This window comes from Ramlibacter sp. 2FC, assembly GCF_005503345.1.
GTDB lineage: Bacteria > Pseudomonadota > Gammaproteobacteria > Burkholderiales > Burkholderiaceae_C > SCMQ01.
Genome location: NZ_SCMM01000007.1, coordinates 46462 through 73264, shown reverse-complemented (window position 1 = coordinate 73264; position 26803 = coordinate 46462). Strand labels below are relative to the sequence as shown.

The following is a 26803-nucleotide window of genomic DNA, read 5'->3' as shown; positions in this document are numbered from 1 at the left end:
GGCGGAGCCGGCCTCAGGCGCGCGCCGAGGCCGCCGCGCCAGGGGTCACCAGGGGCTGGGCCGTCAGGCGGTAACCCGCGCCGCGCACCGTCTCGATCATGCAGCCGGCCGCGCCGAGCGCCTCGCGCAGGCGCTTGACGTGCACGTCCACCGTGCGTTCCTCGATGAAGACATGGTCGCCCCAGACCTTGTCCAGCAGCTGGCCGCGGCTGTGCACGCGCTCGGCATGCGTCATCAGGTAGTGCAGCAGCTTGAACTCGGTCGGCCCCATCTTGAGCGGCTGGCCCTGGAAGGACGCGCGGTGGGTCGAGGCGTCGAGCCGCAGCTCGCCGATCTCGACCGGCCCGCCCACCTGCTCGGGCGTGCGCCGCCGCAGCACGGCGCGGATGCGCGCCAGCATCTCCTTGGTCGAGAACGGCTTGATGATGTAGTCGTCCGCACCCGCGTCCAGTCCGGCCACGCGGTCGGCCTCGTCGCCGCGCGCGGTCAGCATCAGGATGGGGACGGTCTTGGTCCGGGGGTCGCTGCGCCACTTCCTGGCCAGCGCCAGGCCGCTCTCGCCGGGCAGCATCCAGTCAAGCAGGATCACGTCGGGCAGCACGGCGTCGAGCTCGCGCTGCGCCGTGGTGCTGTCCATGGCCCAGATCGGCTGGAAGCCGTTGTGGCGCAGGTTGACCGCGATGAGCTCGGCAATCCCCGACTCATCTTCCACGATCAGGACTCGCGGCAGGGTTCTCATCGGACCGCAGACTCGATTTCTTCGATGGAGGCGTGACGCACGTCGGCCCCCTTGACGATGTAGATGATGAACTCGGCGATGTTCTTGGCGTGGTCGCCGATGCGCTCGATGGCCTTGGCCAGGAACAGCAGGTCCAGGCTGGCGGAGATGGTGCGCGGGTCTTCCATCATGTAGGTGATGAGCTTGCGCACGAAGCCGTCGAACTCCTGGTCGATCAGGTCGTCCTCCTTGAGGATGGCCACCGCGGCCGGCACGTCCAGGCGCGCAAAGGCATCGAGTGCCTTGCGCAGCAGGCCCGAGGCCAGGTCGGCCTCGACGCGCAGCTCGGAGGCCGGCAGCGAGCGGGAGGCGCCGCTCTGGATGATGGCCTTGACCATGCGCGCCACCTTGGCCGCCTCGTCGCCCACGCGCTCCAGGTTGGCCGTGGTCTTGGAGATGGCGATCAGCAGGCGCAGGTCGCGCGCCGTGGGCTGGCGCCGGGCGATGATGGACGACAGGTCGTGGTCGATCTGGACCTCCATCGCGTTCACCTTGGGCTCGGTCGCGATGACTTGGTCGGCGACCTCGGCGTTGAACTGCGACAGGGCGAAGATGGCCTGGCTGATCTGCGACTCCACGAGCCCGCCGAGTTCCATGACCCGGGTGGAAACGCCGTTGAGTTCGCTGTCGAACTGGCTGGAAAGATGCTTGTCTGCCATATGCTGCTCCTCAGCCGAAACGGCCCGTGATGTAGTCCTCGGTCTCCTTGCGCTTGGGCTTGAAGAACAACTGCTCGGTCGGGCCGAACTCCACCAAGTCACCCAGGTACATGTAGGCCGTGTGGTCGCTGCAGCGCGCGGCCTGCTGCATGTTGTGGGTCACGATCACCACGGTGTAGTCGTTCTTGAGCTCGACGATGAGCTCCTCGATCTTGGCCGTGGAGATCGGGTCCAGGGCCGAGCAGGGCTCGTCGAGCAGCAGCACCTCGGGCTTGATGGCGATGCCGCGCGCGATGCACAGGCGCTGCTGCTGGCCGCCCGAGAGGCTGGAGCCGCTCTGATTCAGCTTGTCCTTGACCTCGTTCCACAGCGCCGCCTTGCGCAGGGCCCACTCCACGCGCTCGTCCAGGTCGCTCGCGCTCAGGCGCTCGAACAGTTTCACGCCGAAGGCGATGTTGTCGTAGATCGACATCGGGAACGGCGTCGGCTTCTGGAACACCATGCCGACCTTGGCGCGCAGCAGCGCCACGTCCTTCTTGCTGGTCAGCAGGTTCTCGCCGTCCAGCAGTATCTGCCCTTCCGCGCGCTGCTCGGGGTAGAGCTCGTACATGCGGTTGAAGATGCGCAGCAGCGTGGACTTGCCGCAGCCCGAGGGGCCGATGAAGGCCGTCACCTTGTTCTCGGGGATCTCGAGGTTGATGCCCTTGAGCGCGTGGAACTTGCCGTAGTAGAAGTTCAGGTCCTTGACCGAGATCTTGGACGCGTCGACGGATGCGATGGAGGTTTCCATGGATTTCAAGCTTGGTCAATGCTTCTGGCGGGTCAGCACGCGCGCCAGGATGTTCAGGCCCAGCACGGCCAGGGTGATCAGGAACACGCCGGCCCAGGCCAGGGACTGCCAGTTCTCGTAGGGGCTCATCGCGAACTTGAAGATCGTGACCGGCAGGCTGGCCATGGGCTCGCCGAGGTTGGAGGTCCAGAACTGGTTGCTCAGGGCGGTGAACAGCAGCGGCGCGGTCTCGCCCGCGATGCGCGCCACGGCCAGCAGGATGCCGGTGACCACGCCGGCACGGGCCGCCTTGAGCGTGATGCTGAGAATCACCTTCCACTTGGGCGCGCCCAGCGCGTATGCCGCCTCGCGCAGGCCGGCCGGCACCAGCTGCAGCATGTTCTCGGTGGTGCGTATGACCACCGGGATCACGATCAGCGCCAGCGCCACCACGCCGGCCCAGCCCGAGAAGCTCCTGAAGCGCGACACCACCACGGCGTAGACGAACAGGCCGATCACGATGGAAGGCGCCGACAGCAGGATGTCGTTGACGAAGCGCGTCAGCGAGGCCAGCCAGCCCTTGGGGTCGTACTCGGCCAGGTAGATCCCGGCCATGATGCCGATCGGCGCGCCCACGCAGGTGGCCAGCAGCACCATCAGACAGGAGCCGTAGATCGCGTTGGCGAGGCCACCGGCCTCGTTGGGCGGCGGCGTCATCTGGGTGAAGGTCGCCACCGTCAGGCCGCCCAGGCCCAGGCGTATGCTCTCCCACAGGATCCAGAACAGCCAGACCAGGCCAAAGGCCATGGCGGCCAGCGACAGCGCGACCGCGAGCTTGTTGACGAGTTTGCGGCGCAGATAGCGCGCCACGCGGGGGTCTTGCATGGCCTCGCTCATGACTTGGATCCTTCGCCCTTGCGCAGCTGCAGCAGCAGCAGCTTGGACAGCGAGAGCACGACAAAGGTTATGAAGAACAGCACCAGGCCCAGGTAGATCAGGGACGCCTGGTGCAGGCCGGCGCCGGCCTCGGCGAATTCGTTGGCCAGCGCGGAGGTGATGCTGTTGGCGGCCTCGAACACGCTCAGCGAGTCGAGCTGGTTCATGTTGCCGATCACGAAGGTCACGGCCATGGTTTCGCCCAGCGCGCGGCCCAGGCCCAGCATGATGCCGCCGATCACGCCGGTCTTGGTGTAGGGCAGCACCACCGTGGACACCACCTCCCAGGTGGTCGCGCCCAGGCCGTAGGCCGATTCCTTGAGCAGGGCCGGCGTGACCTCGAAAACGTCGCGCATCACGGCGGAAATGAAGGGGATGACCATGATGGCCAGGATGATGCCGGCCGACAGGATGCCGATGCCGACAGGCGGGCCGGAAACCAGGGCGCCGAGGTAGGGCAGCTTGCCGAACAGGGCCTGCAGCGGCTGCTGCACGTAGGTGGCCAGGATGGGGCCGAACACCAGCAGGCCCCACATGCCGTAGACGATGGACGGCACGGCCGCCAGCAGCTCGATCGCGGTGCCCAGAGGCCGCTTCAGCCAGGCGGGCGAGAGCTCGGTCAGGAACAGGGCGATGCCGAAGCTGACCGGCACCGCGATCAGCAAGGCGATGAACGAGGTCGCCAGCGTGCCGTAGATCATGACCAGACCGCCGAAGTCCTCCTGGACCGGATCCCAGACGCTGCGCGTGAGAAAGCTCAGGCCGTATTTGGCGATGGCCGGCCAGGCGCCCACCACCAGCGAGGCGATGATGGCCACCAGCAGCAGCAGGGTCAGTACGGCCGCACCCTTGGCCAGCCAGGCAAAGAGGCGGTCGATCAAAGGGCCCGTTCGCGGCGAACGGGCGGGCGAGACTTGGGTCATGGCGCGTCCCCTCCCCTGAACCGGGAGGTCTTCTAAAGCAAGCTTGTTGGCCGGAAGTGTAGAGGACACGACATGAACCCCGCTGAATCAGACTCGAACCGGCATCACTTGAAGGCCACGTTCTTGCTCGAGGCGTCCTTGATCTCGGCCCAGGACTTCTCGATCTGGGTCTTCACCACGGCCGGCATCGGCACGTAGTCGAGGTCGTCGGCCATCTTGTCGCCGTTCTTGTAGGCCCAGTCGAAGAACTTGAGCGTCGCGGCGGCTTGGGCGGGCTTGTCCTGGACCTTGTGCATCAGGATGAAGGTGGCACCGGTGATGGGCCAGGCGTCCTTGCCGGGCTGGTTGGTCAGGATCTGGTAGAAGCTCTTGGCCCAGTCGGCGCCGGCGGCAGCGGCCTTGAAGGCGCTGTCGTCGGGCGAGACGAAGTTGCCGGCGGCGTTCTGCACCTGGGCGTAGGTCATCTTGTTCTGCTTGACATAGGCGTACTCCAGGTAGCCGATGGAGTTCGGCAGGCGGCCCACAAAAGCGGCCACGCCCTCGTTGCCCTTGCCGCCCGCGCCGGCGGGCCAGTTCACGGCCGTGCCCTCACCGACCTTGGCCTTCCACTCGGCGTTCACCTTGCTCAGGTAGTTGGTGAAGATGAAGCTGGTGCCCGAGCCGTCGGCGCGGCGCACCGGGGCGATGTCGGCGTCCGGCAGGGCCAGGCTGGGGTTCAGGGCCTTGATGGCCGGGTCGGTCCACTTGGTGATCTTGCCCAGGTAGATGTCGCCCAGCACCTGGCCGCTCAGCTTGAGCTGGCCGGGGTTGATGCCCTTGATGTTGACCACGGGCACCACGCCGCCGATCACGGTGGGGAACTGCACCAGGCCCTTCTTGGCCAGCTCGTCGTCTTTCAGGGGCGCGTCGGAAGCGCCAAAGTCCACCGTCTTGGCATCGATCTGCTTGATGCCGGCGCCCGAACCCACGGACTGGTAGTTGATCTTGACGCCCGTGGCCTTGTGGTACTCGGAAGCCCACTTGGCATACAGCGGCGCCGGGAAGCTGGCACCGGCGCCGGTCACGTCCTGCGCGAACGACAGGGCCGAGAACGACAAGGCGGCGCCCGCGAGGGTGCCGAAGGCGATGGTGCGAGTCATCTTCATGGAATGAACCTTTGAGGTTGGTGAAAAGATGGGCGCACTTTAGGTCCGTTTTATGACATGCATGTGACAGTCATGATCGAGAAACAAAGGCGCTCGTCCGCCGTCCTGCGCCCGTCCGAGGCTGCGATCGTCATATTTTCGACATCTTTTGTCCATATGCTTCGTGCGCTGTTCCGAACGGCGGCGGGCAAGGGCAGCCGCCCCTGCACCTGCCGCGCCCAACCTCCGACCACCATGCCCTCCCCCCGTATTTCGCGCCGCCACGCGCTGTTGTCGGCCGCCGGCCTGGCCGCCGCCCCCCTGGCCCGGTCCCAAGCCCACCGCAGCGCCGCCGGCACGCGCCAGGGCGGGGCCCTGGTGACCCAGATCGTCGACACCTCGGCCGCCCAGCAGGACGTCTCCAAGGACCTCCTGATCGGCTCGCGCGCCGCCTGGCAGGACATCAACGCCCGCGGTGGGCTGCGCGGGCGGCCGGTGCAGCACCAGACCCTGGAAACCGACGGCAGCCCGGCCGGGCTGCGCGCGGCCCTGCAAACCGTGCGCGAGAACCCGGCCTGCCTGGCCCTGACCGGCACCGCCGGCGCCGCCGCCGCGAGCCAGCTGTCAGCCCTGCTGCGCCAGGAGCCGCTGGACATCGCACACGCCGCGCCCTGGCTGCAGAACGCCGGCGCCACGGCGGACCGGCACACCTTCCCCATCTTCGCGCCGCGCCAGGAGCAGATCGCCCATGCGCTCAAATCGCTGTCCTCGATGGGCGTGGCCGAGGTGGGCGCCATCTACGCCTCGGCCCAGGAACAGTCGCTGTACCGCGAGGACGTCGAGCGCACGGCGTCGGCGCTCAAGCTCAAGCTGCACAGCTACGGCGGCGCCGACCCGCGCGCGCTGGGCCAGCGCCTGACGCCCGGCACCCCCGCCATTCTGCTCTACATCGGCGGCACGCCCGAGCTGGTGCAGTTCACCCAGGGGCTGGAGAAGCAGCTGCGCCAGCGCTACGTGGTGGCCCTGGCCGACGTCAACCTGCAAACCCTGCAGCAGCTGGGGGCGGCCCGCCAGACACCGGTGATCGCCACCCAGCCCGTGCCGCTGGTCAGCGCCAGCCTGCCGGTGGTGCGCGCCTACCGCGAGACGCTGGCGCGCCTGTTCGACGAACCGCCCTCGCCGCTGAGCCTGGCCGGCTTCATCGCCGCGCGCTACACCTTCGAGGTGCTGCGCAGCGTCGAGGGGCCGCTGACGCGCCAGAGCGCGCTGGCGACCTTCTCGCGTCGCGCCCCGCTGGACCTGGGCGGCTTTCGCATCAGCTTCGACGCCCAGGGCCGTGGCAGCGGCTACGTGACGCAGAGCATGCTGACCACCGACGGCCGTGTGGTCGGCTGAAGCGAAAAACCTGCCCATGCGCATCGGACCCGAGTGCTATGCTGCCGGCCATAGCACCCCATCTCCCATGCAGAACGGTATACGCCTCGCCGCCGTGGACCTCGGCTCCAACAGCTTTCGCCTCGAAATCGGTCGGCTCGACCACGGACACATCCACCGCACCGAATACCTCAAGGAAACCGTGCGCCAGGGCAACGGCCTGGACGGCGAGCGCAACCTCTCCCCCGAGGCCATGCAGCGTGGCTGGGACTGCCTGGCGCGCTTCGGCGAGCGCCTGGCCGGCTTCTCCCGCGAACAGGTGCGCGCCGTGGCGACCCAGACGCTGCGCGAAGCGCGCAACCGCGAGGTGTTCCTGGAGCGCGCCCAGCAGATCCTGGGCTTCCCGATCGACGTGATCTCGGGCCGGGAAGAGGCTCGCCTGATCTACCAGGGCGTGGCCCACCTGCTGCCGCAGTCGGACGAGCGCCGCCTGGTGGTGGACATCGGTGGCCGCTCCACCGAGCTGATCCTGGGCCAGGGCACCGAAGCCCGGATCACCGAGTCCTACCGCGTCGGCAGCGTGGCCTGGTCGATGAAGTACTTCCCCGACGGCGTGTTCAGCTCGCGCGCCTTCCAGATGGCCGAGATCGCGGCCAAGGCGGTGCTCGACGAAGCCCTGGACGCCTACCCGCGCGGCCGCTGGGACGCGGCCTACGGCGCCTCCGGCACCATCGGCGCCGTCGGCGACCTGCTGGCCGGCGCCGGCTGGCCGGCCGGCAGCGTGAGCCGCGATGGCCTGAACTGGCTCAAGGACAAGCTGGTCAAGGCCCAGCGCGCCGACCAGCTGCGCCTGGACAACCTCAAGGACGACCGGCGGCCGGTGATCGGCGGCGGCCTGGCCGTGCTGCGGGCCGTGTTCGACCTGCTGGACATCGACGAGATGCACCCCGCCGAAGGCGCCCTGCGCCACGGCGTGCTGTACGACCTGCTCGACCGCGAGCTGGAGCAGACGGATGTGCGCTCGGCCACCGTGCAGCGCCTGGTGACCCGCTTTCAGGTCGACCCGGCGCAGGCCCAGCGCGTGGGCGCCACGGCGGTGCAGCTGTTCCGCCAGACCTTGCCCGAGATGCCCGGTGAGGACCGCGAGCGCATCGAACGCAAGCTGGCCTGGGCCGCGCGGCTGCACGAGATCGGCACCCAGATCTCGCACAGCGACTACCACAAGCACGGCGCCTACATCCTGGACAACAGCGACGCGCCGGGCTTCGACCAGGCCGAACTGCACCGCCTCAGCCAGCTGGTGCTGGGCCACCGCGGCAAGCTGCGCAAGCTCGATGCGGACTTCGAGGACGCGCTGTTCGTGTGCCAGCTGCTGGCGCTGCGCCTGGCCGTGATCCTGTGCCACGCGCGGCGCGACCCCGACCTCCAGGGCCTGCGCCTGGGCTGCGATGCGGGACCCGCGCGCCGCTTCCGGCTCGAATGCCGCGGCAAGTGGAGCGCGAGCTGGCCCCAGTCGGCGCACCTGCTGCGCGAGGAAGTGGTCGCCTGGCAAAAGACGCCCTGGAGCCTGCAGCTGCAAGGCATGTGACGGCCTGGAAGCGCATCAATAAACGGTATAAACTGTATATACCGTTTACAAGAAGGAATAGCCATGACCGATGCCCAGAAAGCCCCCGTGGTCGTCAACACCGAAACCGCCGCCCCGGCCAGGGCGGCCGCCAAGAAGACCGTCAAAGCCCCGGCCAAGCCGCGCAAGGCCAGCCCCGCCAAGCTCGCGGCCGCCGTCGCCAAGGCGGTCAGGACGCCCAAGGTCGTGAAGGCCGTCACGCCCCCGGCCGCCGCCAAGCAGAAGAAGCCGAAACTGGTGCGCGACAGCTTCACCATCCCCAAGGCCGAGTACGTGGTGCTGGACGAGCTCAAGCAGCGAGCGGCCAAGAGCGGCCAGCCGGCCAAGAAGAGCGAGTTGCTGCGCGCCGGCATCAAGGCCCTGGCCGCCATGGACGCAGCCGCCTTCTCAGCCGCGCTGACGAACGTGCCGGCCATCAAGACCGGCCGCCCCAAGCAGGGCTGAGTTGCGGGCAGCGCGCAGCCGGCCCGCAGTGATCAGAGCAGCTCGGGCGACTGCACCGTGAGCAGCACGGTCTGCAACTGGCCGTCGCGCTCGCGGCTGCGCAGCCACCAGACCGCGCCTTTGCGCACCGAACACAGTTCCGACGGCAGCCCCAGCAGGCGAGCGACCACCTGGCCCAGCGTGGGCTGGTGGCCCACCACCAGCACCGCCGACTTGCCGTCGGGCCAGCCCACTGCCGCGAGCACATCGTCCGCAGCGGCGCCCGGTGCCAGTTCGGCGCGCAGCTTGTACCTGCGGTCCAGCGCCATCGCCGTCTGTTCGGTGCGGCGTGCCGGGCTGGCCAGCACCCGCACGCCCTCGGGCAGCTGGCGGTCCAGCCAGGCGGCCATGCGCGCGGCCTGCTTTTCGCCGCGCGGCGTCAGGCTGCGCGCCAGGTCGTCGCCGACCATGCCGGCGTCGTTGGCCTCGGCATGGCGCCAGAGGATCAGGTCCATGGGGCTTACTCCTGTGGGCGCTGGCGCGCCCCGTAGCGCGCCATCAGCGCGTTCTGCGCGCCGTGGCCGCCGGCCTGCGCGACTCGCCGGTACAGGCCGTCCGGGCTCAGGTCCCAGGCGTCGCAGCCGTCGTGCAGGTAGGCCACCAGGCATTCGTCGATGATGCGCTGGCGCAGCTGCGGGTCGGTGACCGGCCAGGCCAGCTCGATGCGGCGCAGCATGTTGCGGTTCATCCAGTCGGCGCTCGAGAGGTACAGGCTTTCCTCTTCGTCGCAGCGGAAGTAGAACACGCGCGAGTGCTCGAGGAAACGGCCGATCACCGAGCGCACGCGGACGTTGTCGGTCAGGCCCGGCAGGCCGGCGGGCAGCATGCAGGCGCCGCGCACGATCAGGTCGATGCGCGTGCCCTGTTGGCCGGCCTGGATCAGCGCCTCGATCAGCGCCTGGTCGGTCAGCGCGTTCATCTTGGCCACGATGCGCGTGGACCGACCCTGCGCCGCGGCCTGGCCCAGCGCCGCTATGCGCTCTATCGTCTGCCGGTGCAACTGGAAAGGCGCCAGCAGCAGCTTGTGCATGCGCGGCAGCCGGCTCTGGCTGGCCAGGTGCACGAACAGCTGGTCCATGTCGGCCGTCAGCTCCGGGTCGGCCGTGAGGTAGCTCAGGTCGGTGTAGAGCCTGGCCGTGCGCGGGTTGTAGTTGCCCGTCGACAGGTGGCCGTAGCGCCTGAGGCGCCGGCCCTCGCGCCGCGTGACCAGCAGCATCTTGGCATGGGTCTTGAGCCCCACCACGCCATAGACCACCTGGGCGCCGATCGACTCGAGCATCTCGGCCCAGTTGATGTTGGCCTCCTCGTCGAAGCGCGCCTTGAGCTCCACCACCGCCGTGACTTCCTTGCCGCAGCTCACGGCCTCGCGCAGCAGCGCCAGCATCTCGGAGTCGTTGCCGGTGCGGTAGATGGTCTGCTTGATCGCCAGCACGTCCGGGTCCAGCACCGCCTCGCGCAGGAAAGCCAGCACGCCATCGAAGCTCTCGAAGGGCTGGTGGATCAGCACGTCGCCTTCGCTCAGGCGCGCGAACACCGAAGCGCCCGGCGGCAATGCGACGGGGTAGCTGGCCTTGTAGGGCGCGAACAGCAGCTGCGGCGCGTCGACCAGGTCGATCAGCTGGGTCAGCCGCACCAGGTTCACCGGCCCCGGCACCCTGAACAGCGCCTGGGCCGGCAGCTTGAACTGCTCGAGCAGGAAGTTCGACAGGTACTCGGAGCAACCCGCCGAGACCTCTAGACGCACGGCCTGGCCATAATGGCGCTGCTGCAGGCCCTGGCGCAGCGCAGTGCGCAGGTTGGCCACGTCGTCCTCGTCGACCCAGAGGTCGGAATGCCGCGTGACGCGGAACTGGGAAAACTGGTCGACCACGCGCCCCGGGAACAGCTCGTCCAGGTGGGCGCGGATCATGCTGGACAGCGAGACGAACAGCGCCTGGCCGCCCGAGACCCGCTCGGGCATGCGGATCAGGCGCGGCAGCACGCGCGGCACCTTGACGATGGCGATGTCGTTGGCGCGCCCGAAGGCATCCTTGCCGCCCAGGCGCACGATGAAGTTGAGCGACTTGTTGGCCACCTGCGGGAAGGGATGGGCCGGGTCCAGCGCGACCGGCACCAGCAGGGGACGCACCTCGCGCTCGAAATGGGCCCGCACCCAGCGGCGCTGCAGGGGGTCGCGCTCGCCGTGCGGCACGATGCGCATGCCCTCGCGCTCGAAGGCGGGCAGCAGCTGCTCGTTGTAGAGCGCGTACTGCCGCGCCACCAAGTCGCGCACCGCGACCGTGATGGCCTCGAAGCTCTCCACGGTATAGAGACCCTTGTGCTCGCCGTTCTGGAAGGCGCTCAGGTGCGGCGCGGCGCGCACCTCGCAGAACTCGTCCAGGTTGGACGAGACGATGCACAGGAAACGCAGCCGCTCCAGCAGCGGGACCTCGGGCCGGCGCGCCCAGTCCAGCACGCGCTCATTGAAGGCCAGGATGCTCTGGTCCCGGTCCAGCAGTTGCACACCCGTGCGTGTCAGCCCCGGCAGCTCAGGTGGGGTCGAAGTCATCGCTCAGCCTTGTCCATGACGAAATCATGACGGATTATTTATGGCCGCAATGACAGTGATGTGACAGTTTTGTCATCTTTCGGGGTTGACGCCGGTGGGCTGCCGCGCCGGCACCAGATGGTCGGCAAAGCGCTGCGCCGCGTGCTGCCAGCTGAACTCGAGCGCGCGCTCACGGGCCTCGTGGCGCGAGCGGGTCAGGGCCGCATCGAAGGCCCGGCGCAGGTCCTCGTCCAGCACGCCGCCGCGCGCCTGCTCCCCGGCCCCGCCCAGCACCTCGAGCGGGCCGTTGACCGGGTAGGCCGCCACCGGCGTGCCGCAGGCCATGGCTTCGAGCATGACCAGGCCGAAAGTCTCGGCGCGGCTGGGGAAGACGAACACGTCGGCCGCGGCGTAGACCCGGGCCAGCTCCTCGCGTGCCAGCACGCCCAGCCAGCGGACTTCGGGGTAGCGGGCCTTGAGCCTGGCCTCCAGCGGCCCCACGCCGCAGACCAGCTTGGTGCCCGGCAGGTCAAGCTCCAGGAACTCCTCGACGCGCTTCTCGTGCGACAGGCGGCCCACGAACAGCGACACCGGCCGCTCCAGCTCGCCCAGGGGCGGATGCGGGCGGGGCTCGGGCGCGTGGGCGAACAGCTGGGTATCGACGCCATGCGTCCAGGCACGCAGGCGGTCGAAGCCGCGCTGCGCCAGCATGTGCAGCACACCCTCGGTGGGCACCATCACGCCGGCCGAAGGCCGGTGAAAATGCCTGAACAGCGCGTAGCCCCAGGACACCGGCAGGCCCAGCCTGGCGTTCAGGAACTCCGGGAACTTGGTGTGGAAGGCCGTGGTGAACGCGAGACCGCGCTTGAGGCAGTAGCCGCGCCCGGCCCAGCCCAGCGGGCCTTCGGTGGCCAGGTGGATGGCATCGGGCCGGAATGCGTCGAGCCGGCGGGCCAGCTCGCGCGCAGGCCGCACGGCCAGGTCGATGCCCGCGTAGCCGGGGCAGGGCCGCGTGCGGAACTGGCCCGGATGAATGACCTCGACCTCGTGGCCCGACTGCTCGAGCTCGCGCACCAGCTCCAGCAGCGTGGTGACCACGCCGTTGACCTGGGGCAGCCAGGCGTCGGTGACCAGGGCCAGCTTCATGCGTGCTCCATCTTTTCTTCTCGCACGGCGCGCTGGCGCGGCCGCGCCGACCAGTGCAGCAGTTCGAGCCGGCCGTCGTGGTGCTCGACCAGGGCGCTGCGGCTTTCCACCCAGTCGCCGTCGTTGCAGTAGAGCGTGCCCTGGATCTCGCGCATCTCGGCGCGGTGGATGTGGCCGCAGACCACGCCATGGTGGCCGCGCCGCCGCGCCTCGGCGGCCACGGCGACCTCGAAGTCCGTCACGTAGTTCAGGGCCTTCTTGACCTTGTGCTTGAGGTAGGCCGAGAGCGACCAGTAGGGCAGGCCCAGGCGGGCGCGCAGGGTGTTGAGGTGCCGGTTCAGCTTGAGCGTGAGCTCGTAGAGGTTGTCGCCCAGGTAGGCCAGCCACTTGGCGCACTGGATCACGCCGTCGAAGTAGTCGCCGTGCACGACCCACAGGCGCCGGCCCTGGGCCGTGGTGTGCACGGCCTCCTCCACCACTTCGATGCCGCCGAAGGAATGGCCGATGAAGCCGCGCGCAAACTCGTCGTGGTTGCCGGGCACGAAGACCACGCGGCAGCCCTTGCGCGCGCGGCGCAGCAGCTTCTGCACCACGTCGTTGTGCGACTGCGGCCAGTACCACTTGCGGCGCAGCTGCCAGCCGTCGACGATGTCGCCGACCAGGTACAGCGTGTCGCTCGGGTGGGTCTTCAGGAAGTCCAGCAGGGCTTCGGCCTGGCAGCCCGGCGTGCCCAGGTGCAGGTCCGAGATGAAGATGGCGCGCAGCCTCGTGCCGCCGCCCTCCTCCTCCGGATCGTGCGCCTCGGGCGTGTCGTCCCGGGCCAAGCCCGGAACCAGCGGCCCCAGCGCCTCGAACCGCACGGGGCCGAATGCGCCGCCGGGCGCCCATCCCGCCATCATGCGGCGCCCAGGAAATGCTTGCGGTAGCGCGGCGGCAGGTCGGCGATGCGCATCAGCATGGGCAGGTCGGCGCTGTTGAAGTCCGGGTCCCAGGCCGGGGCGCCCAGCACCCGCGCGCCCAGGCGCAGGTAGCCCTTGATCAGCGCCGGGGGCTCGATGTCCAGCGTGCCGTCCAGCCGCTCTATGGGCAGCGGCAGGCGCGGCAGCACGTGGTACTCGATCGGCGCCAGATGCGTCTGCTTGAGCTGCTGCCAGATGCTGGCCGCCGCGTCGCCGCTGACCACGCCGTTGTGCAGCATGGGGATGCTGGCGCAGCCTATCATGGTGTCGAGCTGGTTGCGCACCATGAATTCGGCCAGTGCGCCCCACAGCGCGAGGATCACGCCGCCGTGGCGGTGCTCGGGGTGCACGCAGCTGCGGCCCAGCTCGACCATGCGCGAGCGCAGGGCACGCAGCCGCGTGAGGTCGAACTCGGTGTCGCTGTAGGTGCTGCCGATGCGGCGCGCCTGGGCAGGCGTGAGCACGCGGTAGGTGCCGACCACCTCGCGCGTGAGCTCGTCGCGCACCAGCAGGTGCTCGCAGTAGTCGTCGAACAGGTCCACGTCGTGGCCCGGCACCGCGCTGTCCAGGCGCGCGCCCATCTCGCCGGCGAAGACCGCGTACCTCAGGCGCTGCGCCTGGCGGACTTCGTCCTGGTGCCGCGCCCACGAAACTTCGATGCCACCCCGCTCATTTTTCGCAGGCTGCCCCAGGCCAGACCCTTGGCCGCCTGGATGAAGTGACCCCCTGGGCAAGGCCACGGGCGAGAGGGCGAAGGTCGGGTTGGGCAGTTCTTTCATCGCATGCTCCTGGGTGTTCGGTGGGGAAGATCGTCCGGATGGGGCGGACCGGCCTCAGGCGCCGACGACGCCGCCGTCCTTGCGCCGTACGACCACGGTGGCCGAGCGCGGGCGACCGCCTGCCGGGCCGTCGGGCCAGCTGCTGACGGCCTTGGTGTTGGCAGGGTCGCTGCGCTCGCTCGGGCTTTCGCCCGGGTGCTGGATGTTGACGAACATGGTCCGGCCGTCGGGCGTGGTGGTCACGCCGGTGATCTCGCTGCCGCGCGGGCCGCTCAGGAAGCGGCGGATCTCGCCCGTGGTCGGGTCGGCGGCCAGCATGACGTTGTTGCCCAGGCCGGCCAGGTCGCCCTTGCCCATGGCCGAGGTCGACATGTCGGTCTGCACCCACAGCACGCCGCGCGCGTCCATCCACAGGCCGTCCGGGCAGGCGAAGGCGTCTCCGCGCACGTTGCCCTTGGCTTCGGGCCGCGCGTTCGCCGGGTCGCCGGCCAGCACGAAGTGGTTCCAGACGAAGCGCTCGCCATGGAAGTCGCCGGACTCGCGCCACTTGATGATGTGGCCCATGGTGTTGTTGGCGCGCGGGTTGGGCGCGTCCGTGCCGGGCTGGCGCTCGCCGCCGCGGTTGCTGTTGTTGGTCAGCGTGCAGTAGACCTCGCCGCGCTTTTGGTCGACCGCGATCCATTCCGGGCGGTCCATCTTGGTCGCGCCCAGCAGGTCGCTGGCCTGGCGCGCCTTGATCAGCACCTCGCCCTGGTCGGCGAAGCCCTTGGCCGCCGTCAGCGGCCCCTGGCCGTGCAGCAGCGGCAGCCACTGGCCCTGGCCGTTGGCGTCGAAACGGGCCACGTAGAGCGTGCCATGGTCCAGCAGCTCGGCATTGGCGCGTGCGCCGCCGGGCTGGATCCGGTCGCGGCTGACGAACTTGTAGATGTACTCGAAGCGCGCGTCCTCGCCCGAATACACCACCGCCCGGCCGTCGCGGGTCACGGCCACGGTCGCGCCCTCGTGCGCGGCGCGGCCCAGGGCCGTGCGCTTGACCGGCGTGGAGCTCGGGTTGAGCGGATCGATCTCGACCACCCAGCCGAAGCGGTGCGGCTCGTTCGGGTGCTTGCCGGCGTCGAAGCGCTCGTCGTGTTCGTGCCAGCGGTAGCCCGTCGGATCGCCCTTGCGCAGACCCCAGCGCGCCTCATGGGCGCTCGGTTGCTCCGGGCCCTTGAAGTAGAAAATGAAGTTTTCCTCGCAGGTCAGGTAGGTGCCCCAGGGCGTGATGCCGCTGCCGCAGTTGTTCAGCGTGCCCAGCACGCGCCGGCCGCTGGTATCGGCCGCGGTCTTCATCAGCGCATGGCCGGCCGCCGGGCCGCTCACCGCCATGGGCGTGCTGGCCGTGATGCGGCGCGCCCAGGGCGAGGGCAGCACGACGCGCCACTGGCCATCCTGCTGCTCGACCTCCAGCACCGAGACGCCGTGCGCGGCCTGGGCCTTGCGCACCTTGGCCGCGCTCCAGGTCTTCATGCCGTCCGGATGCAGCAGGCCGTCGTCCACGTACTCGTGGTTCATCACCAGCAGACCGTTCTTCGAACCATCCTGGGGGAAATAATGGATGCCGTCGTGATGCATGCCGAGCTGGGCCTCCTGCTCGGCGGCCGTGTTGCTGGCATCGGGCTTGAATTTGGGCAGGTCGCCCGACAGGCCGACCGGGTCGCCCCAGGGCGCGATCACCTGGGCCACATAGCCCTCGGGCACCACGATGCTGTCGGCCGTGGACACCGGCACGCCCTTGAAGCCCAGCAGCGACTTGCCGCCTTCGGCCGGCGTGGCGCAGCCGGCGAGGCCGGCGAACAGCCCGCCCACGGCGGCCGCCATGCCGCCCTTGACGAACAGGCGGCGCGCGGGGTCCGACACTTCGTGGATGCTGGGGTTGATGGAGCGGTTGGAATCCTCCATCCGGCTGAAATCCTTGCTCATGGCGCTGTCTCTCCCGGGTATGAACAGGGCGATGTTGCGCAAGCCGCGTGACGCGGAAATGTCCGAGGCATGACGGGTTCGTGACAAGGCGGCCCTGCTGCAGCGGTCGCCGGCATGAATTCAATATTTCAACTATCATTGAAAAATGGAAATGACAGCACTCGACGAGCCGCAGACCGTGCAGGCGCTGGCCGCGCTGGCCCAGCCCCAGCGGCTGCGCGCCTTCCGCGCCCTGGTGGTGGCGGGCCCGGCCGGCCTGACGCCCGGCGCCATGGCCGAGCAGCTGGGCGTGGCGCCCAGTGCCCTGTCGTTCCACCTCAAGGAGCTCGCGCACGCGGGCCTGGTCAGCAGCGAGCCGCGCGGCCGCTACCTGGTCTACCGTGCCAGCTTCGCGCGCATGAACGGCCTGCTGGCCTACCTCACCCAGCACTGCTGCGCCGGCGGCGCCTGCGAGATCGGGCCCGCCGAAGCCGCCTGCCGCAGTTGCTGAAGCCCTCTTTCACTGCCTGGAGATCGCCATGAAACGCTTTCATGTCCACCTGCATGTCGCCGACCTGGACGCCAATATCCGCTTCTATTCGGCGCTGTTCCACCAGCCACCGGCCCGCACCGAGGCCGACTATGCCAAGTGGATGCTGGACGATCCGCCGGTCAACTTCGCGATCTCGACCCGGGGCGCCGCGCCTGGCCTGGACCACCTGGGCATCCAGGTCGACAGCCCCGAGGACCTGGCCGCGCTGAAAGCCCAGGCGCGCCAGGCCGACCTGGCCCTGCTCGACGAAGGCGAGACCGACTGCTGCTATGCGCGCAGCGACAAGCACTGGCTGACCGATCCTCAAGGCCTGGCCTGGGAACAGTTCCAGACGCTGGGCAGCATTCCGGTGTTCGGCCAGGGCAAGGGCACGGCCTGTTGCACGCCCCAGGCCAAGACCGCTGCGGCAGCCGCGCCGGCCTGCTGCGCCCCCTCCACCGCCTCCACCGCCTCCGGTGCCTCCTGCTGCTGAACGCCCCATGACCAACAAGACCACCCGCCCCCTCCAGGTGCTGTTCCTTTGCACCCACAACTCGGCCCGCAGCATCCTGGCCGAGGCCCTGCTCAACCACCTCGGCCAGGGCCGCTTCAAGGCCTATTCCGCCGGCAGCAGCCCGCGCGCCAACCAGCAGCCCAATCCCCTGGGCCTGCAGGTGCTGCAAGGCGCGGGCATTCCCACCGAAGGCCTGCGCAGCAAGAGCTGGGACGAGTTCGCCGGTCCCGATGCGCCGCCCATGGACTTGGTCATCACGGTCTGCGACAGCGCCGCCGGCGAGGCCTGTCCTTACTGGCCCGGCCACCCCGCGACCGCGCACTGGGGCTACCCCGACCCCTCGGCCGGCGAGGCTCCCGACGCGGTGAAGCTCGAAGCCTTCCGCCAGACCCTGCACGCCATGCGCAGACGGCTGGAGCTGCTGGTCAACCTGCCGGCCGAGAAGCTGCAGGCGTCGCGGCTGCAGGACAGCGCACGCCTTCTGGCCCAGAGCGCATGAGCAGCGCCGCGCCCTCTCCCATCGGCGTCGCCGTCCCCCGCGCAAGCACCCTGGGCCGCCAGGCACTGGCCGAGTTCCTGGGCACGGCCGCGCTGCTGTGCGCCGTGATCGGCTCCGGCATCATGGCCGAGCGCCTGTCCGGCGGCAACGCAGGCCTGGCCCTGCTGGCCAACACCCTGGCCACGGTGTTCGCGCTCTATGTGCTGATCGAGACCCTGGGCCCGGTCAGCGGCGCGCATTTCAACCCCCTGGTCACGCTGCTGCTGGGACCGCCCGGCCAGGCCCCGGGCCGCGCGCGCTGGCGCGCCGTGGCGGTCTTCGTCGCCGCCCAGCTGGCCGGCGCCCTGCTCGGCGCCTGGCTGGCCAACGCCATGTTCGAGCTGCCCCTGCTGCAGATCAGCACGCGTCAGCGCGCCGGCGCCCCGTTTGGCTGGGGCCCCTGGCTGGCCGAAGCCGTGGCCACGGCCAGCCTGCTGTTCGTGATCGTGCGCAGCGGCGCGGCCGGCGTGCAGGCCCGGGCCAGCGCCCTGGTCGCCTGCACCATAGGCGCGGCCTACTGGTTCACCGCGAGCACCAGCTTTGCCAACCCAGCCGCCGTGTTCGGCCGCATGTTCAGCGACAGCTTCGCCGGCATCGCGCCGGCCAGCGCCCCGGGCTTCGTGCTCGCGCAAAGCCTGGGCGCCTGGGCCGGCGTCGCCCTGGCACGCCGGCTGGCGCCCGAGGCCTGAACCCTACGCGAAACCTCTTCCATGAGCGACATCACCATCTACCACAACCCCCAATGCGGCACCTCGCGCAACACGCTGGCGCTGATTGGCAACAGCGGCGCCGAGCCGCGCGTCGTCGAGTACCTGAAGACCCCGCCCAGCCGCACCGAACTGCTGGCGCTGATCGCCGCCATCGGCGGCTCCGTGCGCGAAGTCATGCGCAGCAAGGAGGCGCTGTACCAGGAGCTGGACCTGGCCAACCCGGCGCGCAGTGACGACGAGCTGATCGACGCCATGCTGGCCCACCCCATCCTGATCAACCGCCCCATCGTGGTCACGCCGCTGGGCACGCGCCTGTGCCGCCCCTCCGAGGCCGTGCTCGACATCCTGCCCCAGGCGCAACGCGGCGCCTTCAGCAAGGAGGACGGCGAGCCGGTGGTCGACGCGCAGGGTCGCCGCGTGAACCAGGCTTCCGACTGAAGCTGGCAGCGGCGGAGCGCCGCTGCGGCAGCTGCCACTCAAAGGTATGATGATCTTACGATTCCAAACCGAGGAGACAAGGCAGTGAAACAGATCGGCTTCATCGGCGCATCCGGCCTCATGGGCCACGGCATCGCGAAGAACCTGCTCGCCAAGGGCTATGCGCTCTCGCTCACCGTGCACCGCAACCGCGAGGGCGTGGCCGACCTGCTGGCGGCCGGCGCCCGCGAAGTGGCCAACCCGGCCGAGCTCGGCGCCTGCGACGCGGTCATCCTCTGCGTCACCGGCACGCCCCAGGTCGAGGCCTGCCTGGGCGGCGAGCGCGGCCTGCTGTCAGCGGCGCGCGAGGGCTTGGTGGTGATCGACACCTCGACCAGCGAACCCGAGTCCACGGCGCGCCTGGCCGCCCTGTGCCGTGCGCGCGGCGTCACCCTGGTCGACGCGCCGCTGGCGCGCACCCCGGTGGAGGCCGAGCTCGGCAAGCTCAACACCATGGTCGGCGCCGAGCCCGAGGTGTTCGCGCGCATCCAGCCCGTGCTGCAGGCCTATTGCGAGAACATCTTCCATGTCGGCGGCCCCGGCGCGGGCCATGTGATCAAGCTGCTCAACAACTTCGTCGCCCAGGCCATCTGTACCGCCACGGCCGAGGCCTTCGCGGTCGGCGCCAAGGCCGGCGTGGACCTGCAGCAGCTGGTCAAGGTGGTGTCGGCCGGCGCGGTCAACTCGGGCCTGTTCCAGGCCATGGCCAAGACCCTGCAGGGCGATTTCACGGGCCTGAAGTTCGAGCTCGACAACGCGCGCAAGGACCTGCGCTACTACACCCACCTGGCCGAGCAGGTCAACGTGCCCTCCCTGGTCGGCGAAGCCGTGCACCAGAGCCTGGCCACGGCCTCGGCGCTGGGCCAGGGCAAGCAGTTCGTTCCCGCGCTGGTGACGGCGCAGGAGAAGCTCACCGGGGCGCAGATTGCGCCCAGGGCCTAGTCTTGCTGCGCCCCGGAAATTGAAGGCCGAGGGCACGCCCGTCGATGAGCGCGGTGACGGGATGGGGCATGGCGGATCCCCGGACTTGGATCAGTCAAAGCAGCAAAACTGCGTCCATTCGCCGCGAGAGCGCCGACTGGCGGCTGTGCAGGAAGGCCCGCAGCCGTTCGGGGTAGTCCGTACGCACGGCGTCTTGCACAGACGGGCGGACTGAGAGCTGGGCGCGCCAGGCGCTCACCTTGGGCAAACCGTTGAAGAAGCCGAAGTCGCTGATGCCATCGAACAAGTCGAAGTATCTGAAGACGGGGCCGAACACCGCGTCGACGATGCTGAAGCGGCGCCCTGCGAAGTAGGGGCCGGCGCCGAGGATGGATTCGAGCTGCTCGAAGCGCGCCCGGATTTCCTTGGCCTTGGTGGTCAGGGCTCCCTCATCGCTCGCCGAGTAGAAGGCCCAGATCGTGTTCAGAAGCGACGAGCCGAACTCCATCCAGGCACGGTGCCTGGCGCGCTCCAACGGGTTCTCCGGGTGAAGACGAGGGGCCTGCGTCTCGTCCAGGAATTCGCAGATGACGACCGACTCGAAGATCTCCTCGCCGTCCACCAGCAGCACCGGCGTCTTGCCCAGCGGCGAGAGCTCAAGGAACCAGTCCGGCTTGTTCGCCAGATCCACCTCCCTGCGCTCGAAGGGAACACCCTTTTCCCTCAGCACGATCGCTGCGCGCTGCACATAGGGGCATAGGAGGTGGCTAATGAGGGTGAGGTGCGTGGTCACGATGCTCTCCTCAGGTGCGGGGCGCGGGTCGATCGCAGCGACGCATCGCCGACGCGCCATCGTCGAGCAGCCCCAGCAACACCGAGGCCGGTACGTGGCTGCGCGGATCCGTATGCCCCGGCGTCCGCAGTGACTGATTGACTCATGGAATCTCGCAACTCAGTTAAGGATGGCGTGACTGTACGATTGCATAGATGCATAAAAAATAGGCACCAGTGCAAATCATGAATGCAAAAACGCAATACAAGCTCAGTGCAGCCGATCTGGAAACCGTTCTGGCGATGGTTCGGACCGGAACCGTTGCCGCCGCGGGGGAGAGACTGGGAGTGGATGCGTCCACCGTGTTCCGTTCCATTCAGCGCATCGAACGCGGCCTGGGGCAGCGCTTGTTCGAGCGCTCTCGCACTGGCTACGGGCCTTCGGAGCTTGCCCAGGCGCTGGCCGAGCATGCCGAGCAATTGGAAGCCCAACTTGAATCGGCGCGGTCGGTTGCGCAGTTGAGGTCCGAGCAAGTTTCCGGGACCGTCCGCATCACGACGACGGACACGGTCCTGCACGGCCTGGTGGCGCCCGCGCTGAAGGAGCTCCATGCCGCCCACCCCTTGCTGGCGTACGAGTTGCACACGGGCAATGAACTCGCCAGCCTGACCCGGCGCGATGCGGATATTGCGGTGCGAGCCACCAAGCGACCGCCGCAGCACCTGGTCGGGAAGCATGTCGGCCCCATCCGGGTGGCGCTGTTCGCGGCGAAGAAGGGGGCCGTGCGGCGCTACAAGGATGTGGAGGCGGGCAAGGCGCCATGGATTGCGACCGATGACGCGCTGCCCGAGCACCCTTCCGTGCTGTGGCGGAAAAAGCACTTCAAGACAGCGTTGCCGAGCTACCGCGTCAACAGCATCCTGACGGTGATGGAACTCGTGGCTCTGGGGCTGGGTGTGGGTGTGCTGCCCCTATTTCTGGCGCAATCGCATCCTGACCTGGTACAGCTGACCGAGGAGATCGATGAATGCCAAACCGAACTCTGGCTCCTCACACATCCCGAGTCGCGGCATGTCAGGCGAGTGTCAACGGTATTTGGGCACCTGTCACGAACACTGTCTCTGTGAGATGAACGGACTTCCGCGGACAACCGCTTGAACCCAAGGTGGACGCGGACGATGAAAAAACGCGTCAGCGCCATACGCCACAGTTCCGGGCTGGCCTACAAGCGGTAAACCCGCCGCGCATTGCCCCCCAGCACGGAGGCGCGCGCCGCATCTCCCTGGTCTGCCAGCAGGACCTGGGTGTCGGCCCACCAGCGCGCATAGGAGGCGGCGCGCTGCAACACGGGCCAGTCGCTGCCCCAGAGCACGCGCTCGGCTCCGAAAACGGACAGCACATGCCGCCCCCAGCGGCTGGCAGCCCCCGCCGCCGGCGCGGGGCCGGCTTCGGTCAGCAGGCCCGAGAGCTTGCACACGGCCTGGGTCTGCGCGCCCAGGCGCGCCATGTCCTGCGCCCAGGGCTCCCACTGGCCACGCGCAATGTCGGGCTTGGCCGCATGGTCGATCACGATGCGCAGGCGCGGATGCGCCGCAGCCAACGACAGCAAAGCGCCCAGGTGGCGCGGCTGCACCAGCGCATCGAGCACCAGACCATGGGCCGCCATGGCCTGCAAGGCGGGCGCCAGCGCGGGCTGGAGCATCCAGTCCGTGTCCGCGATGTCCTGCAGCATGGGGCGCAGGCCCTTGAGCCTGGGGTGGCGCGCCAGCGCGCCGATGCGGTCTGCTGCATCGGCGGCAAGCAGGTCCACCCAGCCCACCACGCCCAGCACCTGGGGGTGGCTGTCGGCCAGCGCCAGCAAGTGATGGGTTTCCGCTTCGGTCGGCGCGGCCTGCACCAGCACGCCGCCGGCCACGCCGTGCGGGCGGGCTTCGGCCAGCCAGTCCGCCACGTCCACATCGCGGTAGATGGGGCCGAGTTCAGGCGTCAGCCAGCCGTAGTCGCCGCGCGCGAGCCGCCAGCTGTGAAAGTGCGCGTCGACGATCATGGCGTGGGCGCCTCCTGCGGCAGCAATCCCTGCGCGCGCATCTCGCGCCAGAAATCCGCGGGCACGGGGTGGCGCAGCATGGCCTGCGCATCACGCCATTCCGCATCGCGGCGCGCGCCCAGCATCACGATCTCGACCGCCGGATGCGCCAGCGGAAACTGCAGCGCCGCCGCGCGCAAGGGAACGCCGTGGGCCTCGCAGAGGGCTTCGATGCGCGCCGTGCGCTCCACCCACTCGCGTTCCGCCGGCCCGTAGTTGAACAGGCCGCCCCCGCCTTTCACGCCCGTGGCGAGAATGCCCGAGTTGAACACGCCGCCCAGCGCGATGCGCACGCCGCGGCTCGCGCATTGCGGCAGCAGCTGCGGCAGCGCGCTGTGGTCGAGCAGGCTGTAGCGGCCGGCCAGCATCAGCGTGTCCAGTCCGGCATGGCGCAGCACCTGCAGCACCACCGCCACGTCGTTGGTGCCCAGGCCCACGGCGCGGATCATCCCCTCCCGCTTGAGCTGCTGCAGCGCGGGCAGGGTTTCATGGAGCACCTGGCGCAGGACGGCGGGCGCCCGCTCGCCGTGCGTGGCGGCGTCCATGTCGTGCACAAAGGCCACGTCCAGCCGGGACAGGCCCAGCCGCTGCAGGCTGTCCTCGACGCTGCGGCGCACGCCGGCGGCGCTGTAGTCCCAGTGCTGATTGAACGGCAGCACGTCGACATAGCCGTGCTGGTCGCGCGCGGCGCCCGGACTGGCCGTCAGCAGCCGCCCCACCTTGCTGGCCAGCACATAGTCGTCGCGCGGCCTGGCGCGCAGCGCATCGCCCAGCCGCCGCTCGGACAGGCCGTGGCCGTAGTGCGGCGCGGTGTCGAAACTGCGGCAGCCCGAGGCCCAGGCCACCTCCAGCAGCTCGCGCGCATCGCCCTCTTCCACGCGTTCGAAGAGGTTGCCCAGCGGCGCACCGCCCAGTCCCAGAGCCAGGCCATCGGGCTGGCAGGCTTGAAAAACTCCATGAGCCATGAGGGTAATCCCTGGTAAATGATCACCTAGCTTACAGCTAACATGTTAGTTCTGGCGATGAGGAAAACCCGGATGAGCCCCCTCAGGGCGACTTCCTGGTCTTGCCCCATTGCCGCGTATAAGCACCCCCGCCCCATGCTAAAGAACCTGCCTTCGCTGCTCACCCCCGATGCCTTGCACGCCCTGGCAAGCATGGGCCATGGCGACGACCTGGCCATAGTGGACGCCAACTTCCCGGCCGCCCGGGTGGCCCAGTTGAGCGGTGCGCGCCTGGTGCAGCTGGCCGGCGCCAACGCGCCCGAGGCGCTGCGCGCCGTCCTGCAGGTGCTGCCGCTGGACGACTTCGTGCCCGAGGCGGCGTGGACCATGCAGGTGGTGGGCGATCCGGCCGCCGTGCCCGAGGCCGTGGCCGAGTTCCACCGCCTGCTGCAGGACGCGGGCGAGAAGGCCCCTGTCCCGCTGGAGCGCTTCGCCTTCTACGAGCGTGCGCGCTCGGCCTTTGCGATTGTGCGCACCGGAGAGCGCCGCACCTACGGCAACATCCTGCTGCGCAAGGGCGTGATCGGCTGAACCATGAGCACGGCAGCACGCGCCCCCCACGTCAGCCTGCGCGCCCAGGCCTACGCCAGCTTCCAGCAGCAGATCGTGGAAGCCAACATCCGTCCGGGCCAGTTCATTTCGCAGCGCGAGCTAATGCAGCTGCTGGGCATGCCGCTGGGCGCCGTGCGCGAGCTGATCCCGCGCCTGGAAGCGGAGGGACTGCTGCGCACCGTGCCCCAGCGCGGCCTGCAGGTGGCCCATGTCGACCTCAAGCTCATCAACAACGCTTTCCAGCTTCGCCTGCTGCTCGAGCGCGAAGCCGCCCTCAAGTTCGTGAGCACCGTGTCCGACGCCGAGCTGGCCGCATTGGAGGAGGCGCACCTGGACATCGTGCGGCGCGCGCGCCGTGGTCCCATCGACGATCAGCTGCTGACCGACGCCACCACGGTGGACTGGGGCTTGCACGACCTGATGATCGATGCGCTGGACAACGAGCTGATCTCGCAGATCTACCGCGTCAACAGCCTGCGCGTGCGCCTCATCAAGCTCGAAGGCTCGCTGCTGTCGGCCGAGGTGCTGCTGCCTGCGATGGAAGAGCACCTCTGGTTCATCGATGCGCTCAAGCGCCGCGATCCCGTCGCCGTTGCCGAGCGGCTGAACCACCACATCGAAAGCGCGCACCGTCGCGTGCTAGGACTGCCACGGCCCGAACTGCCGTGGTCCATGGAGCACCTCAAATAATGCCAACCTCCCTCTCCCCCGGCCATGCGGCCCCGTTTCGCGGCATCTGGCCCGCCCTGCTGACCCCGCTGAACCCCGACCTGAGCATAGACCACGCCAGACTGATCAGGCACTGCCAGCGGCTGCTCGACGCCGGCTGCGGCGGGGTCACGCCGTTCGGCACCACGGGCGAAGGCCCGTCCTTTTCCCTGGCCGAGCGCCGCGCAGCGGTGGACGCCCTGGTTGCCGGCGGCATCCCGGCCTCGCGCATCCTGGTCTCGACCAGCTGCGCGGCCCTGCCCGAGACGCTGGAGTTGACCCGCCACGCGCTGTCCATCGGCGCGCACGGCTGCCTGATGCTGCCGCCGTTCTTCCTCAAGGGCGTGCCGGACCAGGGTGTCATCGACGCCTACCGCTACGTGATCGACGGCGCAGCCGACGCCCGCCTGCGGCTTTACCTCTACCACATCCCCCAGGTGGCGGGCGTGGGTCTGTCGCACCATGTCATCGCCACGCTCAAGAGGCTCTATCCCGACACCATCGTCGGCATCAAGGACAGCTCGTGCGACACCGCGCACTCGGTGGCGCTGGCCGAAGCCTTCATGCCCGAGCTGATGGTCTATGTCGGCAACGAACCCGACCTGCCCGAGATGGGCCGCCGGGGCAGCACCGGTGCGGTGAGCGGCATTGCCAACTTCATGCCCCGGCTGGTCGATCGCCTGGTGATGCAGTCCGGCGCCCCCACAACCTCAGCCGAGCGCGAGCGCGTCCAGCAGCTGATTGCCCTGCTGGGCGGCTATGCCCTGATGCCCGCGCTCAAGGGCGTGATGAGCATCCTGGACCAGGACCCGGCGTGGCTGCGCGTGCGCCCTCCCCTGCTGGCGCTGAACCCCCAGGAACTGCGGACGCTGGAAGAACAGCTGCGCAGCTTCGGCATCGACACCCGGACGGACTGACCGCCACCCTCACACCCCAACGACAAAGGAGACACGCATGAAAGCTTCCCTGATCCGCCGCGGCGTGCTGGCCGCCGCTTCGGCGCTCGCCTTGGCCGGCGCCCTGCTGCCCGCCGCGCAGGCGCAGACCAAGACGGTGCTGCGCATCTCGACCCCGGCCGTGCCCGACGACTGGCACGCCAAGATGTGGACGGTGTTCAAGGACTCGCTCGAAAAGAGCGCTCCTGGCGAGTTCGACGTGCAGATCAACCTCAACGCCTCGCTGTTCAAGCAGGGCACCGAGCCCGCCGCCATGGCCAGAGGCAACCTGGAGCTGTCGGCCATCTCGGCGTTCGACATCGCCAAGCTCGTGCCGGAGTTCTCCATCTTCACGGCCGGCTACATCATCCGGGATCCGCAGCACCAGCAAAAGGTGTTCAACGGCCCCATCGGCGCCGAGATGTTCAAGACCGTGTCGGAGAAGATGGACGTGACGCCGCTGGCCACCGCGTACCTCGGCACCCGGCAGGTCAACCTGCGCGAGCCGCGCAACGTCAGGACGCCGGCCGACCTCAAGAACGTGAAGCTGCGCATGCCCGGCTCCAAGGAATGGCTGTTCCTCGGCGAGGCGCTGGGCGCCACCGCCACGCCGCTGGCCTTCGGCGAGGTATACCTGGGCCTCAAGACCGGCACCATCGACGGACAGGACAATCCCCTGCCCTCCGTGCGCGCCGCCAAGTTCTATGAAGTGACCAAGCAGATCGTGCTGACCAGCCATCTGGTGGACGGCATCTTCATCGCCATCTCCAACAAGTCCTACAACGCCATGAACGCGGCGCAGAAGCAGAAGGTCCAGGCGGCCGCGCAGGCCGCAGCGACCTACAACAACGAGAACCGCCTCAAGGATGAGGCGCAACTGGTGGACTTCTTCAAGCAGCAGGGCCTGCAGGTCATCACGCCCGACGTGGACGCCTTCCGCAAGTCGGTGCAGACCGCCTACCAGAACTCCGAGTACGCCAAGGTCTGGCCCAAGGGGCTGGTCGAGCGCATCAACGCCACGAAATGAGC

29 protein-coding genes are annotated in these 26803 nt (G+C 68.9%); 14 read left to right on the top strand and 15 right to left on the bottom strand.

Annotated elements, in window-relative coordinates; translation table 11 throughout:
* Positions 1-13: 13 nt before the first annotated feature.
* The 6 genes from phoB to pstS form a co-directional block, all read right to left on the bottom strand.
* The gene (gene phoB, locus FFS10_RS05110) at positions 14-739 is read right to left on the bottom strand and encodes a phosphate regulon transcriptional regulator PhoB (RefSeq protein ID WP_137892210.1); all 726 of its coding nucleotides are present in this window, start codon (positions 737-739) and stop codon (positions 14-16) included.
* Complete coding sequence (gene phoU, locus FFS10_RS05105; protein ID WP_137892207.1) at positions 736-1437, bottom strand: phosphate signaling complex protein PhoU; 702 nt, start codon at positions 1435-1437, stop codon at positions 736-738. The genes phoB and phoU overlap by 4 nt, the downstream gene beginning before the upstream one ends.
* 10 nt (positions 1438-1447) lie before the next feature.
* Positions 1448-2227 (bottom strand): phosphate ABC transporter ATP-binding protein PstB, encoded by a 780-nt coding sequence (pstB, locus tag FFS10_RS05100; RefSeq protein WP_137892205.1) that lies wholly within the window; start codon positions 2225-2227, stop codon positions 1448-1450.
* 15 nt (positions 2228-2242) lie between these two features.
* Positions 2243-3103: a phosphate ABC transporter permease PstA gene (pstA, locus tag FFS10_RS05095; RefSeq protein WP_137892203.1), complete on the bottom strand. Its 861-nt coding sequence runs from the start codon at positions 3101-3103 to the stop codon at positions 2243-2245.
* Complete coding sequence (gene pstC / locus FFS10_RS05090; RefSeq protein WP_137892201.1) at positions 3100-4065, bottom strand: phosphate ABC transporter permease subunit PstC; 966 nt, start codon at positions 4063-4065, stop codon at positions 3100-3102. Before pstC ends, pstA begins: the two co-directional genes overlap by 4 nt.
* A gap of 104 nt (positions 4066-4169) precedes the next feature.
* Complete coding sequence (pstS, locus tag FFS10_RS05085) at positions 4170-5204, bottom strand: phosphate ABC transporter substrate-binding protein PstS (protein ID WP_249931175.1); 1035 nt, start codon at positions 5202-5204, stop codon at positions 4170-4172.
* A 240-nt stretch (positions 5205-5444) separates the two neighbouring features.
* On the opposite strand from pstS, the gene FFS10_RS05080 reads away from it, so the two are divergent.
* The 3 genes from FFS10_RS05080 to FFS10_RS23375 all read left to right on the top strand — a co-directional run bounded on the left by FFS10_RS05080 (position 5445) and on the right by FFS10_RS23375 (position 8634).
* Positions 5445-6584, top strand: coding sequence for an ABC transporter substrate-binding protein (locus FFS10_RS05080; protein WP_137892197.1), 1140 nt, complete (start codon positions 5445-5447; stop codon positions 6582-6584).
* 67 nt (positions 6585-6651) lie between these two features.
* Positions 6652-8151 carry an exopolyphosphatase gene (gene ppx / locus FFS10_RS05075; RefSeq protein ID WP_137892194.1) on the top strand — a complete coding sequence of 500 codons (1500 nt, stop codon included), beginning with the start codon at positions 6652-6654 and terminating at the stop codon, positions 8149-8151.
* 63 nt (positions 8152-8214) lie between these two features.
* Complete coding sequence (locus FFS10_RS23375) at positions 8215-8634, top strand: hypothetical protein (RefSeq protein ID WP_249931174.1); 420 nt, start codon at positions 8215-8217, stop codon at positions 8632-8634.
* 32 nt (positions 8635-8666) lie between these two features.
* On the opposite strand, the gene FFS10_RS05065 is transcribed toward FFS10_RS23375, so the two are convergent.
* From FFS10_RS05065 to FFS10_RS05040, 6 genes are all read right to left on the bottom strand, one after another.
* Positions 8667-9128: a SixA phosphatase family protein gene (locus FFS10_RS05065; protein WP_137892191.1), complete on the bottom strand. Its 462-nt coding sequence runs from the start codon at positions 9126-9128 to the stop codon at positions 8667-8669.
* 5 nt (positions 9129-9133) lie between these two features.
* Positions 9134-11221 carry a polyphosphate kinase 1 gene (ppk1, locus tag FFS10_RS05060; RefSeq protein WP_137892189.1) on the bottom strand — a complete coding sequence of 696 codons (2088 nt, stop codon included), beginning with the start codon at positions 11219-11221 and terminating at the stop codon, positions 9134-9136.
* Between the two features lie 72 nt (positions 11222-11293).
* Positions 11294-12346: a glycosyltransferase family 4 protein gene (locus tag FFS10_RS05055; RefSeq protein ID WP_137892186.1), complete on the bottom strand. Its 1053-nt coding sequence runs from the start codon at positions 12344-12346 to the stop codon at positions 11294-11296.
* Positions 12343-13245, bottom strand: a complete 903-nt coding sequence (locus tag FFS10_RS05050; RefSeq protein ID WP_249931173.1) for a UDP-2,3-diacylglucosamine diphosphatase — start codon at positions 13243-13245, stop codon at positions 12343-12345. Before FFS10_RS05050 ends, FFS10_RS05055 begins: the two co-directional genes overlap by 4 nt.
* Entirely contained in the window at positions 13242-14084 is an 843-nt protein-coding gene (locus tag FFS10_RS05045; RefSeq protein WP_137892184.1) for a GNAT family N-acetyltransferase, read from the bottom strand. Before FFS10_RS05045 ends, FFS10_RS05050 begins: the two co-directional genes overlap by 4 nt.
* A 54-nt stretch (positions 14085-14138) precedes the next feature.
* Positions 14139-16046, bottom strand: coding sequence for a PhoX family protein (locus FFS10_RS05040; protein WP_137892182.1), 1908 nt, complete (start codon positions 16044-16046; stop codon positions 14139-14141).
* A 151-nt stretch (positions 16047-16197) separates the two neighbouring features.
* On the opposite strand from FFS10_RS05040, the gene FFS10_RS05035 reads away from it, so the two are divergent.
* The 6 genes from FFS10_RS05035 to FFS10_RS05010 all read left to right on the top strand — a co-directional run bounded on the left by FFS10_RS05035 (position 16198) and on the right by FFS10_RS05010 (position 19738).
* Positions 16198-16536, top strand: a complete 339-nt coding sequence (locus FFS10_RS05035; protein ID WP_137892179.1) for an ArsR/SmtB family transcription factor — start codon at positions 16198-16200, stop codon at positions 16534-16536.
* Between the two features lie 28 nt (positions 16537-16564).
* Positions 16565-17050, top strand: a complete 486-nt coding sequence (locus FFS10_RS05030; protein ID WP_137892177.1) for an ArsI/CadI family heavy metal resistance metalloenzyme — start codon at positions 16565-16567, stop codon at positions 17048-17050.
* Positions 17051-17057: 7 nt separating this feature from the next.
* On the top strand, positions 17058-17570 hold the full coding sequence (locus FFS10_RS05025; protein WP_137892175.1) for an arsenate reductase ArsC: 513 nt from the start codon (positions 17058-17060) through the stop codon (positions 17568-17570).
* Positions 17567-18298: an aquaporin gene (locus FFS10_RS05020; protein WP_137892173.1), complete on the top strand. Its 732-nt coding sequence runs from the start codon at positions 17567-17569 to the stop codon at positions 18296-18298. Before FFS10_RS05025 ends, FFS10_RS05020 begins: the two co-directional genes overlap by 4 nt.
* Positions 18299-18319: 21 nt before the next feature.
* Positions 18320-18757, top strand: a complete 438-nt coding sequence (arsC, locus tag FFS10_RS05015; RefSeq protein WP_137892171.1) for an arsenate reductase (glutaredoxin) — start codon at positions 18320-18322, stop codon at positions 18755-18757.
* Between the two features lie 84 nt (positions 18758-18841).
* Entirely contained in the window at positions 18842-19738 is an 897-nt protein-coding gene (locus tag FFS10_RS05010) for an NAD(P)-dependent oxidoreductase (RefSeq protein WP_137892168.1), read from the top strand.
* A gap of 94 nt (positions 19739-19832) precedes the next feature.
* Here the strand turns inward: FFS10_RS05010 and FFS10_RS05005 are convergent, their stop codons facing one another.
* Positions 19833-20510, bottom strand: a complete 678-nt coding sequence (locus FFS10_RS05005) for a glutathione S-transferase family protein (RefSeq protein WP_249931172.1) — start codon at positions 20508-20510, stop codon at positions 19833-19835.
* Between the two features lie 224 nt (positions 20511-20734).
* Here FFS10_RS05005 and FFS10_RS05000 point away from each other — a divergent pair, with 224 nt between their 5' ends.
* Positions 20735-21616, top strand: a complete 882-nt coding sequence (locus FFS10_RS05000; protein ID WP_137892162.1) for a LysR family transcriptional regulator — start codon at positions 20735-20737, stop codon at positions 21614-21616.
* Positions 21617-21711: 95 nt separating this feature from the next.
* Here FFS10_RS05000 and FFS10_RS04995 read toward each other — a convergent pair whose 3' ends face one another.
* Together FFS10_RS04995 and FFS10_RS04990 are read right to left on the bottom strand one after the other, a co-directional pair.
* Positions 21712-22536, bottom strand: a complete 825-nt coding sequence (locus FFS10_RS04995) for an amidohydrolase family protein (RefSeq protein WP_137892160.1) — start codon at positions 22534-22536, stop codon at positions 21712-21714.
* A complete protein-coding gene (locus FFS10_RS04990; RefSeq protein WP_137892158.1) occupies positions 22533-23540 on the bottom strand; it encodes an aldo/keto reductase in 1008 nt (335 codons plus the stop codon). The genes FFS10_RS04995 and FFS10_RS04990 overlap by 4 nt, the downstream gene beginning before the upstream one ends.
* Before the next feature lie 135 nt (positions 23541-23675).
* On the opposite strand from FFS10_RS04990, the gene FFS10_RS04985 reads away from it, so the two are divergent.
* From FFS10_RS04985 to FFS10_RS04970, 4 genes are read left to right on the top strand one after another with little or no spacing between them, the layout of a single operon-like run.
* Positions 23676-24110, top strand: a complete 435-nt coding sequence (locus FFS10_RS04985) for an RbsD/FucU family protein (protein WP_137892156.1) — start codon at positions 23676-23678, stop codon at positions 24108-24110.
* Between the two features lie 3 nt (positions 24111-24113).
* Positions 24114-24821, top strand: a complete 708-nt coding sequence (locus FFS10_RS04980; RefSeq protein WP_137892154.1) for a GntR family transcriptional regulator — start codon at positions 24114-24116, stop codon at positions 24819-24821.
* Positions 24821-25756 (top strand): dihydrodipicolinate synthase family protein, encoded by a 936-nt coding sequence (locus FFS10_RS04975; RefSeq protein ID WP_137892152.1) that lies wholly within the window; start codon positions 24821-24823, stop codon positions 25754-25756. Before FFS10_RS04980 ends, FFS10_RS04975 begins: the two co-directional genes overlap by 1 nt.
* Before the next feature lie 37 nt (positions 25757-25793).
* Positions 25794-26801, top strand: a complete 1008-nt coding sequence (locus FFS10_RS04970; RefSeq protein WP_137892149.1) for a sialic acid TRAP transporter substrate-binding protein SiaP — start codon at positions 25794-25796, stop codon at positions 26799-26801.
* The last annotated feature ends 2 nt before the right edge of the window (positions 26802-26803 follow it).

Coding starts and splice junctions, on each gene's coding strand:
- phoB (WP_137892210.1), bottom strand. CDS start 739: ATGAGAACCCTGCCGCGAGTCCTGATCGTGGAAGATGAGTCGGGGATT.
- phoU (WP_137892207.1), bottom strand. CDS start 1,437: ATGGCAGACAAGCATCTTTCCAGCCAGTTCGACAGCGAACTCAACGGC.
- pstB (WP_137892205.1), bottom strand. CDS start 2,227: ATGGAAACCTCCATCGCATCCGTCGACGCGTCCAAGATCTCGGTCAAG.
- pstA (WP_137892203.1), bottom strand. CDS start 3,103: ATGAGCGAGGCCATGCAAGACCCCCGCGTGGCGCGCTATCTGCGCCGC.
- pstC (WP_137892201.1), bottom strand. CDS start 4,065: ATGACCCAAGTCTCGCCCGCCCGTTCGCCGCGAACGGGCCCTTTGATC.
- pstS (WP_249931175.1), bottom strand. CDS start 5,204: ATGACTCGCACCATCGCCTTCGGCACCCTCGCGGGCGCCGCCTTGTCG.
- FFS10_RS05080 (WP_137892197.1), top strand. CDS start 5,445: ATGCCCTCCCCCCGTATTTCGCGCCGCCACGCGCTGTTGTCGGCCGCC.
- ppx (WP_137892194.1), top strand. CDS start 6,652: ATGCAGAACGGTATACGCCTCGCCGCCGTGGACCTCGGCTCCAACAGC.
- FFS10_RS23375 (WP_249931174.1), top strand. CDS start 8,215: ATGACCGATGCCCAGAAAGCCCCCGTGGTCGTCAACACCGAAACCGCC.
- FFS10_RS05065 (WP_137892191.1), bottom strand. CDS start 9,128: ATGGACCTGATCCTCTGGCGCCATGCCGAGGCCAACGACGCCGGCATG.
- ppk1 (WP_137892189.1), bottom strand. CDS start 11,221: ATGACTTCGACCCCACCTGAGCTGCCGGGGCTGACACGCACGGGTGTG.
- FFS10_RS05055 (WP_137892186.1), bottom strand. CDS start 12,346: ATGAAGCTGGCCCTGGTCACCGACGCCTGGCTGCCCCAGGTCAACGGC.
- FFS10_RS05050 (WP_249931173.1), bottom strand. CDS start 13,245: ATGATGGCGGGATGGGCGCCCGGCGGCGCATTCGGCCCCGTGCGGTTC.
- FFS10_RS05045 (WP_137892184.1), bottom strand. CDS start 14,084: ATGAAAGAACTGCCCAACCCGACCTTCGCCCTCTCGCCCGTGGCCTTG.
- FFS10_RS05040 (WP_137892182.1), bottom strand. CDS start 16,046: ATGAGCAAGGATTTCAGCCGGATGGAGGATTCCAACCGCTCCATCAAC.
- FFS10_RS05035 (WP_137892179.1), top strand. CDS start 16,198: ATGACAGCACTCGACGAGCCGCAGACCGTGCAGGCGCTGGCCGCGCTG.
- FFS10_RS05030 (WP_137892177.1), top strand. CDS start 16,565: ATGAAACGCTTTCATGTCCACCTGCATGTCGCCGACCTGGACGCCAAT.
- FFS10_RS05025 (WP_137892175.1), top strand. CDS start 17,058: ATGACCAACAAGACCACCCGCCCCCTCCAGGTGCTGTTCCTTTGCACC.
- FFS10_RS05020 (WP_137892173.1), top strand. CDS start 17,567: ATGAGCAGCGCCGCGCCCTCTCCCATCGGCGTCGCCGTCCCCCGCGCA.
- arsC (WP_137892171.1), top strand. CDS start 18,320: ATGAGCGACATCACCATCTACCACAACCCCCAATGCGGCACCTCGCGC.
- FFS10_RS05000 (WP_137892162.1), top strand. CDS start 20,735: ATGAATGCAAAAACGCAATACAAGCTCAGTGCAGCCGATCTGGAAACC.
- FFS10_RS04995 (WP_137892160.1), bottom strand. CDS start 22,536: ATGATCGTCGACGCGCACTTTCACAGCTGGCGGCTCGCGCGCGGCGAC.
- FFS10_RS04990 (WP_137892158.1), bottom strand. CDS start 23,540: ATGGCTCATGGAGTTTTTCAAGCCTGCCAGCCCGATGGCCTGGCTCTG.
- FFS10_RS04985 (WP_137892156.1), top strand. CDS start 23,676: ATGCTAAAGAACCTGCCTTCGCTGCTCACCCCCGATGCCTTGCACGCC.
- FFS10_RS04980 (WP_137892154.1), top strand. CDS start 24,114: ATGAGCACGGCAGCACGCGCCCCCCACGTCAGCCTGCGCGCCCAGGCC.
- FFS10_RS04975 (WP_137892152.1), top strand. CDS start 24,821: ATGCCAACCTCCCTCTCCCCCGGCCATGCGGCCCCGTTTCGCGGCATC.
- FFS10_RS04970 (WP_137892149.1), top strand. CDS start 25,794: ATGAAAGCTTCCCTGATCCGCCGCGGCGTGCTGGCCGCCGCTTCGGCG.